The organism is Pseudomonas sp. L5B5 (assembly GCF_020520285.1).
Lineage (GTDB): Bacteria > Pseudomonadota > Gammaproteobacteria > Pseudomonadales > Pseudomonadaceae > Aquipseudomonas.
Genome location: NZ_CP084742.1, coordinates 4,635,735 through 4,647,795, shown reverse-complemented (window position 1 = coordinate 4,647,795; position 12,061 = coordinate 4,635,735). Strand labels below are relative to the sequence as shown.

Here is a 12,061-nt window from a genome sequence, read left to right as displayed (position 1 = left end):
ATCAAGCCCGGTGCGAGATCGTTACGCTGGGCGTAATGATTCAGGCGCTACATTCTGTCCGTGATCTGCTCCAGCAAATGCTGGGTGCTGACTCGCAACGCCTCCAGCAGGTCTTCATCTTCATCCATGTAGCCTTCATATTCCGCCAGGTTGCGCCGCTCGTGACACAACGCGAACAGACGCACTCGCACCCGGTCCAGGCCTGCGGTGAGTCCCAGGCACTGAAATACCAGATAGCGTTTTTCGGAACGATAGCCTTGCAGGCGCAAGGCACAGAGCGCAGCAGCATGGGCCGCGTTGTAGGCCAAATCGAAGCGGCTGGAGAAGGACAAGCCGGGTGTGCCCACGTCCTGCAAGCGTTGCGCCGCAGAACGCAGTAACCCTGCACATTCACGCGTGTCGCTGGGTTCAGCCTTCAAGGCGTTGCTACGTAGCAGGTTCTCCAGGTTGTGCTGTCCGTCCATCCATGGACTCCATGGGGTCGCACCCCAGCAAGGTGATCTTGTCCTGTTGCCTGACCCGCTGGACAAAACTGTTCCCGGCCACATGCCTGGCGATCCAGTTCTCTGGGGTGTACAGGGTAGGGTTGATCGGCCGGCCAAGCTGTTCTTCCGTAAGCAGCAGCCGTTCCATGACCTCACTGTAATGCAGGTCCTGGCCGATCAACATGAGATCAATGTCACTGGATGCGTGAGCCTGGTCACGGGCCACCGAACCATAGACAAAGGCCCATACCAATTGACTTGCGAAGGGCATCAGCGCCAGCCGCAACGGATCGGCAATACCGAATGTCTTGTGCACGATACCCAGTAGTTCGTGATAGATCGGACACTGATCGTTGGCCTGGTAGTGAGTCTGGTTACCCTGGCGGGTCAGCAGCAAAATGCCCGCGCCATGAAGACGCTCCAGTTCACGCATCAGGCTGCCCTTGCCCACCTGCGCCCAACGAGCGATCTCATTGGCGTAGAAGCTCTGGTCAGGCTTGCCGAAGAGCAGCCCGAGGATTTTCTGCTGGGTTGAGGTAAATAGCGCCTGGCTCAAAGATCGATTCGACATACTCACCTCAAGAGGTCCTAAAAAGGGAACGATAGGTCCCTTTTGGGGACTGATCAATACCGAAGAATTTCCTGCCAATAGCGCCCTCCCCGCTCCCGGTACACAATGCCCGCCGTACCGGCCTATGAATGGCCTGGGTAGACCAAGATGAGAGTCAGCATGGACACACCGATTCGCTCGAACCAGGCGCTGCTGGAGCAGATCAAGCAAGGCCTGAAACCCGATTACCTGATGTTCTGGGGCCACCAGCCGCCCCGTGACGGGCGCATTTCGCCAAGCTGTTTCAGCCAGTGGTTCGCTACCGGTTTCGAGCTCGATGGCATTCACTACCCTACCGCCGAGCACTACATGATGGCTGGCAAGGCCTTGCTGTTCGACGACCAGCAGACCCACGCGCGGATCATCCAGGCCGTGGCGCCTGCCGACGTCAAGCAGTTGGGCCGCGAGGTGCGCGGCTTCGATGATGCTCGCTGGACCGAGGCACGCTTTGCCATCGTGGTGCGCGGCAATCTGGCCAAGTTCAGCCAGCATCAGGCCCTGGGCGACTATCTGCTGTCGACCGGCAAGCAGGTGCTGGTGGAAGCCAGCCCGGTGGATCGGATCTGGGGCATCGGCCTGGCAGCCGACGACGCCAAGGCTGCTCAGCCGGCGAAGTGGCGCGGGCTCAACCTGCTGGGTTATGCACTGATGGAGGTGCGCGACCGCCTGCGCGGCGCCTAGCAGGCCGTTGAAAAACTACCTGCGTTGCCATCGCTGCGTTAAAAACAAGCTGGTGCGCCAGCCCGGTCAAAATGCTCATTTACCACTCGTAAACTGCGCTTTTTCGCCTGTTTTTTTGCCTTGCGCTGACTGCCTCACCTACGTTTTTCAACGGTCTGCTAGAGGGCCAGCCCGGCAGCCACCAGCCACTCTTCCAGGGCCAGCAAGTCCGGCACCCGGGCCACCTGCTCGGCCACCTGCACCGCGGCTTTCTCCAGCGGAGCCAGGGGTACATCGACGTAGCTCAACTGGCTGTCGAGCTTGCAGGAACGCGGAATGCCCTGCACCAGCAAGGCGATGAACTTCACTTCCGCGCGCCCGCCCAGGGCATTGAGCACGACGATCCGCGCCCGCTCGCCGATAACCGTGGGGCTGCCGCAGGCCGACTCGAAGCTGATCAGCGGAATCTGCCGGTCACGCCACAGCACCCGGCCCAGGTACCAGGGCGGCGAGTCCAGGTCGAAGCTGCCCTGCTGGTAGTCGATCAGCTCGGCCACGGCCACGTTGGGCAGGATCAAGGTGCGGTCGGCCAGGGGCAGCAACAGCCCGGTGAGGCTGCTTGCGCGGTGGTCAAGCATGGTTCTTGCTCCACAGGGCGATGCTTTCCAGCAGCACCGACTCTTGATAGGGCTTGCCGAGGTAGTCGTTGACGCCGATGGCCATGGCCCGGTCGCGGTGCTTCTGACCGGTGCGCGAGGTGATCATGATGATCGGCAGGTGCTGCAGGCGCGGGTCGTTGCGCACCTGGATCGCCACCTCGAAACCGTCCATGCGCGGCATCTCGATATCCAGCAGCATCAGGTCCGGGGTGTGTTCGGCCAGCAGCGCCATGGCATCGACCCCGTCCTTGGCGGTCAGCACGTTCATGCCGTGGCGCTCCAGCAGGCGGCTGGTGACCTTGCGCACGGTGACCGAGTCGTCCACCACCAGCACCAGCATCGGCCGTGGCGGCTGCGCCTCGCCCGAGGCTTCGGCACCGCTGGCCCGGGGCTGCGGCGGCTGGTCCTGGCGGGCGCGAATATGAGCCAGCAGGTCGAGGATCAGCACCACCCGGCCATCGCCGAGGATGGTCGCCCCGGACAGTCCCTGGACTGCGGCGAACTGCGGCCCCAGGCTCTTGACCACGATCTCCCGGGTGCCGAAGGTAGCGTCCACCTGCACCGCGATCCGCTGTTCGTTGCACTGCACCAGCAGTACCGGCAGTGCCAGCACCTGGCCCAGCAGCTTGGGCCGTTGCACGGTATTGAGCAGTTCACCGAGATAGCACAGCTCGTAGCACTGGCCGGCGTACTGGTAGCGCGGCGGGTCGAGCTGGTAATAGGCATCCAGCTCGCCCGGCATGACCCGCACGATGCCCTCCACGGTGTTGAGCGGGATCGCATATTGCTCATCGCCACACTGGACCATCAACGCGCGATTGACCGAGACGGTGAACGGCAAGCGGATGCGAAAGTGCACACCCTGCCCGGCCACCGAGTCGATGCTCATGCTGCCGCCCAGTTGGCGCACTTCTTCATGGACCACGTCCATGCCCACCCCGCGCCCGGAGATCTGGGTGATCTTCTCGGCGGTGGAGAACCCTGGCTGCATGATGAACTGCAGCACCTCGCGGTCGCTGAGTTGCGCCAGCGGGTCCAGCAGGCCGCGCTTGATGGCCTTCCTGCGGACGGCCTCCAGGGGGACCCCGGCGCCGTCATCGCGCATGTCGAAGACGATGTCGCCGCCCTCCCGGGACAGGTCCAGGGTGATCTGCCCCTGCGCCGGCTTGCCTGCCGCACGGCGGGCCTCGGCCGACTCCAGGCCATGGTCGACGGCGTTGCGCAACATGTGCTCCAGGGGGGCCACCATGCGTTCCAGGACATTGCGGTCCATCTCGCCCTCGGCGTTGCCGACCACGAACTCGACATCCTTGCCCAGCTCTTCGGCCACTTGCCGGACGATACGTCTCAGGCGCGGAACCATGCGCTCGAACGGCACCATGCGGGTGCGCATCAGCCCCTCCTGCAACTCGGTGTTGATCCGCCCCTGCTGTTGCAGCAGGTCTGCAGCATCATGGTTGCGCCGGTCGAGGGTGTCCTTGAGGTCCCACAGGTCCGAGGCCGACTCGAACAAGGCCCGGGACAGTTGTTGCAGCTGGGAATGGCGATCCATTTCCAGCGGGTCGAACTCTTCGTAACCCAGGCGCTCGGCGTCCACCTGCTGGCGGCTGAGGATCCGGCCCTGGGTCTCGGTGTCCAGGCGGCGCAACTGGTCGCGGATCCGCTCGATGGTGGTTTCCATCTCGTTCAACGTCACCCGGGCATCGTTGACTTGCTGCTCGATGCGGCCTCGGAAGATCGAGGTTTCCCCGGCCAGGTTCACCAGGTCATCCAGCAACTCTGCCGAGACCTTGACCATGTCTGCCCCGGCCGCCACCTCCGGCTGCGACGCGGCCGGCTCGGGCTTGCCGGCTGGCGGCGCAAGCTCCGGGCCCGGGGTGGCGGGTACGCGGGGGTGGCTCAGGTCGTGGATCGCGTCGATGAGCTTCTGCGCCGCTTCGATCGGCTGTCCGGCGCGGGCGGCATCGAGCATCTGCGCCAGGCGGTCGTGGCTCTTCTGCAACAAGGTGAACAGCACCGGGCTGGGCTGCAGCAGGCCGGCCGACAGGCCCTCGAAGAGGAACTCCAGCTCGTGGGCCAGGTCGCCGATGGCGCTGATCTCCACCATCCGGGCACCGCCCTTGAGGGTATGCAGGTCGCGCAGCAGGGTCTCCACCTCCTGGCGGGACTGGGGCTCGGCTTGCCAGCGGCTCAGGGCAGCAGCCGAGCTGTCGATGATGTCGAAACCCTCTTCGAGGAAGATTTCCAGCAGCTCGGGGTCCTGGGCCGCGTGATCCGGGACCTCGGAGTCCGGCACGGCTTCGACGGGGCTGGCCGCCTGCTGCCGGTAGGCCCGTACCGCCTCGACCTGGGCCCGGGAGTCGTCCAGGGGCCGTTGCCCCTGCAATTGCTGGAGCAGCAGGGCCAGCTGTTCATGGCTGCCCCGCAGCAGCAGGCCCAGGTGCTGGCCGTGGCTGTAGCGGCGATCCACCAGGCCTTCGTACAGCGACTCCAGCTCCTGGGCCAGCTCGGCCACCGGCGCCACCTCGGCCATCCGTGCCCCACCCTTGAGGGTGTGCATGTCCCTCTGCAGGGACGACAGCGGCGCGCCGTTTTCCGGATCGGACAACCAGCGCTGCAAGGCCTGGTCGGCGCTGTCGAGGATATCCACCGCCTCCTCGAGGAAGATCTCCACCAACTCGTCATCCGCCTGCTCCGGCGCCTGTCGCGCAAGACTTGCAGTGGCCATGCCCAGCTCGCTGATGCTCAAGGCCCGGCTGCCATCGCTCTTGACCAGGCCGGTGGCAGATGGATCGAGGCCCTCGTCCAGCAATGCACGCAGGGCCCGGAGCCGCTCGGGGCATGGGCTGACTTCCTGGCCGGCGGCCAGTTCGTCGAGCATGTTGATCAGTGCCTCATGGGCGTCCTGGGCCTCATGGAAGAACCGCTCGCTGACCGCCAGGCTGCTTTCCTCCACCGCGCCGTACAGGTCGAGCAGGGCTTCGCAGAGTTCGTCCACCGGCTGCAGGTCCGCCAGGTGCGCACCTTCACCCAGGGTGGTCAGTTCATCCAGCAAGGCACTGAGCTCCTGGCGTTCGCCGGGATGCTGCTGCCAGCGCAACAGCAGGCTTTCGGCATCCAGCAGGATGTCCATGCCGTGGGCCAGGAAGTCGTTGATCAGTTGCGGGTCGCGCTTGGCCCGGGGGGCGCTATCCGGCGCATCGAGCAGGGCTTCCAGGCGCTCGCCCAGCAGGGCCAGGGCCCGACCGGCCAGCGCACGGGCGCCGTCGATGGGCGCCAGCGGGGTGCTGTCCAGCTGCCGCAGGCCCTTGCGCAGCAGGCCTTCGGCCTCCAGCAACAGTTCAACTTCGTCCAGGTCCAAGGGAATCAGGTGCGCCCGGTATTCCCGCGCCAGTTGGTCGAAAGGGCCGGCCAATTCGGCGATCGGCCACACACCGGCCATCGAGGCGCTGCCCTTGAGGGTGTGCAACGCCCGTTGCAACGCATCGCTGGCTTGCAGCGGCATCTGGTCGGCGGCCTGGTCGAGAAAACGGTTGATGCTGTCCAGGTGGGTCTGGGCCTCGGTGCGGAAAATCTCCAGCAGTTGCGGGTCTAGGACATCCTCGCGCGGTACCGGGGTCGCGGCGCCACTGGCCAGGGAATGGGCCCGGGCAGCCAGGCGATCGACATCGTCACGCTGGCGCTGGGCATGGGCGGCATACTCGCCGATCAGCTCGGGCAGCAGCTGCAAGGTGTCAGCCAGCAGCTGGTGGATGTCGGCGCTGGGCTGCACACTGCGTTCCAGCACCCGGTTGAGCAGGTTCTCCACCGCCCAGGCCAGCTCCCCGAGCACCAGGGCACGGACCATGCGGCCACTGCCCTTGAGGGTATGGAAGGCTCGGCGCAGTTCGCTCAAGGCGGACTTGCCCTGGGGGTCGTCCTCCCAGCGCGGCAGGTACTCGCGAAGCATTTCCAGCACTTCCTCGGTTTCCTCGAGGAACACCTCGCGCAACTCGTCGTCCACCGGTTCCTCGTCCCCGGGCGGCGGCAACAGGCTGCCCGGCGTGCTCAAGGCCGGTGGGTTAAGGAGCGAAACCGGCGCGGCCAGGACATCGGCCAGGGATTGCGCCACCAGGGGATCATCCAGCACTTGCTGATCCGCCAGGTCCTGGGCGGCGGCCGGGTCCAGGGGTTGCTCCAGCAGCGGCACCTGGGCTTGCGGCTCATACCCCAGGGCCTCCAGGCCTTGCTGGGCGATATCGAGGATTTTCTCCCCCGGAGCCTCGGGGTCTTCGTTCAGGCGCTCCAGGTAATAGTCCAGGCTGGTGATCACATCCGCCAGGTGATCCAGCTGCCGCCAGCCGGGCCGGGCCGGGGCCGCCAGCAGCCGTTCGCCGATAAAGCGGTTGCAGGCTTGCAGCAATGCGGCCGCCCGGGGCAACGGGATCATCGCCAGGGCGCCGCGCACCTGGGTCAGCAGTTCCGGCAGGGCCAGCAGAGGCTCGTGCTCCCAGGCAGCCTCGATCGACTCGGTGATCAGCTCCCTGGCCTGTTGCAGGCAGACCCGCGACTCCTTGATCACCAGTTGGTGGATCTGGGTCAGGTCGGTGGTGGGCAGGCGGCTTTCCTCGCGGTTCTCCGGTTCCACGGCGCCGGCCATGCCGGCCAGGGTCGCCTCGACGTACAGCAGCGCGCCGGCGACGTCCATCAGGACCGCGTCATCCGGCGCGCGCTGGCCCTGGGCCAGGCTCTGGACCACCGCCAGCTGGTCGATGATCACCTTGCGCGGCTGGCCAAACCCCAGCACGGCCAAGGTGTCGGCGATCTGTCGCAGGGGCGACAGCAGGCTGTCCAGGTCATCGGTGTGCTGGCGGTCGCTGCGCACGAACAGATCGAGGCGCTCCTTGACCCGCACCAGGCCATCGCACACGGCGGTCAGTACCGAGCGCAGGGCATCGCGGTCGGGCCCGGCCATGCGGGCCCGCTCTTCATCGACTACTGCGCTGTCGGGCAAAGCGTCGTCCAGTCCGTAACGTTCTTTCATGGTCAGCATCAATGGGGTGGGATGGCGCGCCTTGGCGATATAGAACAGCAGGCTCTTGAGCAACTCGTCGGGGGCTGCCCGGTTGATCCCCGGCATGCCCTGCTCCTGCAGGCGCTTGAGCTCCTTGTCGGCATCCTTGAGCAGACTGCGCACCGCCGGGCTGTTGGCGATGACACCCTGGCGCATGCCTTCCACCAAGGCCGAGGCGATGTGCCACAAGGGCGCCAGCGGTGCATCCTGGCACAGCGCCTCCAGGCGCTCGAAGACCTTGGCCATGTGGCCCAGGCTGATTTCATCGTCCTGTTCGCGCAGCAGGTCCACCAGGGCGGTCTGCAACATGTGCCGCAGCTTGCGCAACTGGGTCGGCAGCTCCGGCGGTTCCAGGGCTGCCAGGGCCTTGTCGCCCAACGGCGGCAGGCTGGGCAACTGCGGGCTGAACAGGCTGGTTTCCGACAGCAGGCTCTCGCCACGGGCGCTGCGCAGGTCGTTGAGCAGCGGCAGCACCACCAGCGGCAGGTCGCGGCGTGCGCTCTGCACACGGTCCAGGTATTGCGGCAACTGGCCGATGGCCTGGCGCAGCAGACGCAGGGCTTCCTCGCGCTGGGCCACACGGCCCTGCTGCAGGGCCAGGGCGAGTTTCTCCATCTCTTCGGCCAGCAGCGCGGCGCCGTAGAACTCCACCATCTGCAAGCTGCCGTGGACCTGATGGATGCCTTCCAGGCACTGGTCCAGGGCGTCGAGGGCCTGGGGGTCTTCCGCCAGGTGCTCGAGCGCCTGATGCGCCTGCTTCAGGGTTTCGGCAATAGCGCCCTTGACCCATTCGAGGGCCACGTAGTCGTGCCGATCAACCATAACCACTCCAGTCGGGCCGTGCTTCAGTCAACGGTTGTCATTGGTGGCCGGGGCCCGGGTCGCCGGCAAGGTGAAACCGGACACCGAACGGCGCAACTGGCTGGCCATCTTCGCCAGGTTGCCGATGCTCTCGGCGGTCGCCGTGGAACCGGACGAGGTCTGCGAGGTGATCTGCTGGATCACGTTCATGGTCAGGGAAATCTGCCCGGCCGAGGAAGTCTGCTGCTGGGCCGCGTTGGAGATGCTCTGGATCAAAGCCGCGAGAGTCTTGGACACGCCTTCGATTTCCTCCAGGGCCACGCCGGCATCCTGCGCCAGGCGCGCGCCGCGTACCACTTCGGTGGTGGTCTGTTCCATGGAGATCACCGCTTCGTTGGTGTCGGTCTGGATCGCCCGGACCAGGGTCTCGATCTGCCGGGTAGCGGCCGAGGAACGCTCCGCCAGCCGCTGCACTTCGTCGGCGACCACGGCAAAACCGCGCCCGGCATCACCGGCCATGGACGCCTGGATGGCCGCGTTCAGGGCCAGGATATTGGTCTGGTCGGCAATGTCGTCGATCAGGCTGACGATGTCGCCGATTTCCTGGGAAGACTCACCCAGGCGCTTGATTCGCTTGGCGGTGTCCTGGATCTGCTCGCGGATGTTGTCCATGCCGTGGATGGTGTTGTGCACCACTTCGTTGCCCTTGTTGGCAATCTCCACCGAACGCTCGGCCACCGCCGAGGACTCCGCCGCGTTGGCCGATACCTGGTCGATGGACTGGGCCATGTCGTTGATAGCCGTGGAAGCTTCGGAAATCTGTTGTGCCTGGTGCTCCGAGGCTTCGGCCAGTTGCATTGCGGTGGCCTGGGTTTCCTGCACGGCGCCAGCTACCTGGCCGGCGGTGAGGTTGATGGTGGCCACCAGGTCCCGCAGCTGGTCGACGGAATAGTTGATGGAATCGGCGATGGTCCCGGTGAAGTCCTCGGTCACCGAGGCCGTCACCGTGAGGTCGCCGTCGGCCAGGTCTTCAATCTCGTCCAGCAGGCGCATGATCGCGTTCTGGTTGCGCTCGTTCTTCAATGCGGTCTCGCGCAGCTGGCGATTGGTCTCGCGGACCATCACCAGGCCGATGAGGATGACCGAGGCCAGGGCCAGCAGGCCCAGGACATAACCGCCGATGGTGTCCAGCTTGCGGCTGCCGGCCAGGTTCTCGAAACCGCTGGCCAGGCGCGACGCCTCGTCCAGCAGGGTCTGGGACAGGCTGAAGATGCTGCTGGCGGACTCGCGCACCTGGAACAGCTCGGGGGACGTCTCGAGGATCTCGTCCACGGAGCCGGAGACAAACTCGAACAACTCGGAAATCTCCGCCAGCCGGGCCCTTGCGTCGGGGTCCTCGACCTGGCTGATCTTCAGCCCCGGGTTGCCTTGCAGCATGCCGTTGAGCACCTGGCCGAAGCGCGCGGCATCACGGCCAAAGACGTCGGCGGCCTGTACTGCATTCTCATCCCCGGCCAGCACGGTGTTGACCGCGCCGAGAATCCGCTCGGCCAGCAGCGACTGGCGCTGGGCCATGGCCACCTGGCTGGCGGGAGCGCCACGCTGCAGGAGGATCTCCACGACCTTCTCGTACTCCACCTGCAACTGCGGCACGGTTTCGGCCAGGGTCGCGGCCACCTGATGCAGCGACAGCACCGTCTGCTCGCTGGCCAGGATGGCATCGGCGTTCTTCAGCAGTTTTTCCCAGTCCAGCTGCACCGCACGCATTTCCTGGCGCAGCGTCACCGGGGCGCCCGGCAGGCCGGTGGCCGGGTCACCCTGCTTCAGGTAACTCCAGCGCTGGGCGAAATCGTTGCGCGCATCGGCCAGCAGCTTGAACGCCGCGGCCTTGCCCGCGGCGGCCTCGGTGGCGTTCTTGGCGATGCGCTGGGACAGCACGCGCAGTTCACCGGCATGGCCGATGTACTGCTTGTCATAGGTGGCCTGGGTGTTCAGGTAGGCGAAGTTGGCGAACAGCAGCATGATGAACACGATCAGTGCGATGAACAGCACGATGATCTGCGAGCGGCTGCGAGAGCCCTCCTGGGGCATGCCGGGTTTGGCTTTGGTCATCGATCAGGCCTGTGGCGAGCGGGCGTTCCCGCATACGGCCGCCCGGGACACCGGGACGACGTGGGTTGATCCAGAAAGGCCCAGGCCTCCCGTGGTACTGCGATGGATAACGCAGGCGCCGTGGCGCCGTTCACGCCGCCACCTCCAGGAAGCGAGGTGAGCGAGCCAGGGCAAGGGGGCTGAAGACCTGCCAGATCTGCTCGCGGCGAAACTGCCCCTGCAGGTAGGGGTTGATCGCGACGTCGGCAGAATCGCTGAGGCCGGGCTCCAGGGTGTCCTGGGCAAAATGCTTGAGGCCCGCCACTTCATCCACCAGCAGGCCGACGAACAGGTCCTTGTATTCCACCACCAGTACCCGGCGCTGCTTGCGCAGGGGCGACAGCTCATGACCAAGGAATGCGCACAGGTCCATGATCGGCAGCAGCCGCCCGCGCAGGTTGGCCACGCCCCTGACCCAGGGCTTGACTCCCGGCAGCAGGGTGTAGCGCGGCTCATGCAGGACCTCGCTGACCTCGCCCATGGCCGCGACATACCAATGGCTGCCCAGGCGGAAACCGATACCGCTCCAGCTGTGCTGGCGGGTTTCCTGTGAGGGCAGGTCGGCAGCCAGCACGCGACAGCGCTGGTCGATCTCCAGCAGCAGTTCGAAGGCGGTCCGGGATTCACTCATGGCGCGGGCGTTCAGCCGGCCAGGACGTGGTTCAGGGTCTTGATCAGGGTCTCTTCTTCCACCGGTTTGGTCAGGTAGTCCCTGGCGCCCTGGCGGGTGCCCCAGACCTTGTCGGTTTCCTGATCCTTGGTGGTGATGATGATCACCGGGATATGGCTGGTCTCGGCGTCCTTGGTCAGCTGGCGAGTGGCCTGGAAGCCATTGAGTCCGGGCATGACGATATCCATCAGCACCGCATCGGGTTTTTCTTCCCGGGCCAGGGCCACACCGTCGGCGCCGTTCTCGGCCTTGAGCACTTCATGGCCGTGCTTTTCCAGCATGCCGGTGAGTTTGTACATTTCGGTCGGCGAATCATCGACGATCAGGATACGAGCCATGGTCTTCCCCATACGGTATAGGCGCGCGGCCCGCTGGCCGGGCATCGCTGTGCGTGTCTACTGTTGCGCAAGCGCGACGAAGTCCGGGACATGGGCCTTGATCGCGCTCAGCAGTTCTTCCTTGCTGAAGGGTTTGGTCAAAAACTGGTCGGAGCCGACGATACGGCCCTTGGCCTTGTCGAACAGCCCGTCCTTGGAGGACAGCATGATCACGGGAGTGGACTTGAACGCGCTGTTGTTCTTGACCAGCGCACAGGTCTGATAACCGTCGAGGCGCGGCATCATGATGTCGACGAAGATGATGCCGGGATGGTGGTCGACGATCTTGGCCAGGGCCTCGAAACCGTCCACTGCGGTGATGACCTCGCAACCGACGTTCTTCAGCAGCATTTCGGCCGTGCGGCGAATCGTCTTCGAGTCGTCGATCACCATCACCTTCAAGGCGTTGGAATGCTGTTCCATATCTGCTCTACCGTCGCCCCAGCGAATCGATTGGATCGGATGCCGCTGCCAACGCCCGGAACCCTTGAACTTCAAGGCCTCGGCCCGGCATGCGAGCCTTTTTAGCACACTCTCCCCCTGCAATCCATGGAGCACGCCAGGCAGTGGTTTTTCCTTGACCCAAGTCTCTGTC

At 65.1% G+C, this 12,061-nt stretch carries 9 protein-coding genes; 1 reads left to right on the top strand and 8 read right to left on the bottom strand.

Annotated elements, in window-relative coordinates:
* Positions 1 to 47: 47 nt before the first annotated feature.
* Positions 48 to 464 carry a hypothetical protein gene (locus LGQ10_RS21225; RefSeq protein WP_058434711.1) on the bottom strand — a complete coding sequence of 139 codons (417 nt, stop codon included), beginning with the start codon at positions 462 to 464 and terminating at the stop codon, positions 48 to 50.
* Entirely contained in the window at positions 427 to 1,056 is a 630-nt protein-coding gene (locus LGQ10_RS21220) for a transcriptional regulator (RefSeq protein ID WP_226526173.1), read from the bottom strand. Before LGQ10_RS21220 ends, LGQ10_RS21225 begins: the two co-directional genes overlap by 38 nt.
* 159 nt (positions 1,057 to 1,215) lie before the next feature.
* Between LGQ10_RS21220 and LGQ10_RS21215 the strand changes: the two genes are divergently transcribed.
* Positions 1,216 to 1,776: an NADAR family protein gene (locus tag LGQ10_RS21215; protein ID WP_226523100.1), complete on the top strand. Its 561-nt coding sequence runs from the start codon at positions 1,216 to 1,218 to the stop codon at positions 1,774 to 1,776.
* Between the two features lie 158 nt (positions 1,777 to 1,934).
* On the opposite strand, the gene LGQ10_RS21210 is transcribed toward LGQ10_RS21215, so the two are convergent.
* The 6 genes from LGQ10_RS21210 to pilG form a co-directional block, all read right to left on the bottom strand.
* Positions 1,935 to 2,393, bottom strand: a complete 459-nt coding sequence (locus tag LGQ10_RS21210; protein WP_058434714.1) for a chemotaxis protein CheW — start codon at positions 2,391 to 2,393, stop codon at positions 1,935 to 1,937.
* Positions 2,386 to 8,289 (bottom strand): Hpt domain-containing protein, encoded by a 5,904-nt coding sequence (locus LGQ10_RS21205; protein ID WP_226523099.1) that lies wholly within the window; start codon positions 8,287 to 8,289, stop codon positions 2,386 to 2,388. Before LGQ10_RS21205 ends, LGQ10_RS21210 begins: the two co-directional genes overlap by 8 nt.
* A 27-nt stretch (positions 8,290 to 8,316) precedes the next feature.
* The gene (locus tag LGQ10_RS21200; RefSeq protein ID WP_058435253.1) at positions 8,317 to 10,380 is read right to left on the bottom strand and encodes a methyl-accepting chemotaxis protein; all 2,064 of its coding nucleotides are present in this window, start codon (positions 10,378 to 10,380) and stop codon (positions 8,317 to 8,319) included.
* Positions 10,381 to 10,510: 130 nt separating this feature from the next.
* Entirely contained in the window at positions 10,511 to 11,050 is a 540-nt protein-coding gene (locus tag LGQ10_RS21195) for a chemotaxis protein CheW (RefSeq protein ID WP_058435254.1), read from the bottom strand.
* Positions 11,051 to 11,061: 11 nt separating this feature from the next.
* On the bottom strand, positions 11,062 to 11,427 hold the full coding sequence (pilH, locus tag LGQ10_RS21190; RefSeq protein WP_058435255.1) for a twitching motility response regulator PilH: 366 nt from the start codon (positions 11,425 to 11,427) through the stop codon (positions 11,062 to 11,064).
* Positions 11,428 to 11,484: 57 nt separating this feature from the next.
* Positions 11,485 to 11,889 (bottom strand): twitching motility response regulator PilG, encoded by a 405-nt coding sequence (gene pilG / locus LGQ10_RS21185; protein WP_058435256.1) that lies wholly within the window; start codon positions 11,887 to 11,889, stop codon positions 11,485 to 11,487.
* Positions 11,890 to 12,061 lie beyond the last annotated feature (172 nt).

What these genes read in the sequence shown, in the direction of transcription:
- LGQ10_RS21225 (WP_058434711.1), bottom strand. Translation starts at nt 464, where the DNA reads ATGGACGGACAGCACAACCTGGAGAACCTGCTACGTAGCAACGCCTTG.
- LGQ10_RS21220 (WP_226526173.1), bottom strand. Translation starts at nt 1,056, where the DNA reads ATGTCGAATCGATCTTTGAGCCAGGCGCTATTTACCTCAACCCAGCAG.
- LGQ10_RS21215 (WP_226523100.1), top strand. Translation starts at nt 1,216, where the DNA reads ATGGACACACCGATTCGCTCGAACCAGGCGCTGCTGGAGCAGATCAAG.
- LGQ10_RS21210 (WP_058434714.1), bottom strand. Translation starts at nt 2,393, where the DNA reads ATGCTTGACCACCGCGCAAGCAGCCTCACCGGGCTGTTGCTGCCCCTG.
- LGQ10_RS21205 (WP_226523099.1), bottom strand. Translation starts at nt 8,289, where the DNA reads ATGGTTGATCGGCACGACTACGTGGCCCTCGAATGGGTCAAGGGCGCT.
- LGQ10_RS21200 (WP_058435253.1), bottom strand. Translation starts at nt 10,380, where the DNA reads ATGACCAAAGCCAAACCCGGCATGCCCCAGGAGGGCTCTCGCAGCCGC.
- LGQ10_RS21195 (WP_058435254.1), bottom strand. Translation starts at nt 11,050, where the DNA reads ATGAGTGAATCCCGGACCGCCTTCGAACTGCTGCTGGAGATCGACCAG.
- pilH (WP_058435255.1), bottom strand. Translation starts at nt 11,427, where the DNA reads ATGGCTCGTATCCTGATCGTCGATGATTCGCCGACCGAAATGTACAAA.
- pilG (WP_058435256.1), bottom strand. Translation starts at nt 11,889, where the DNA reads ATGGAACAGCATTCCAACGCCTTGAAGGTGATGGTGATCGACGACTCG.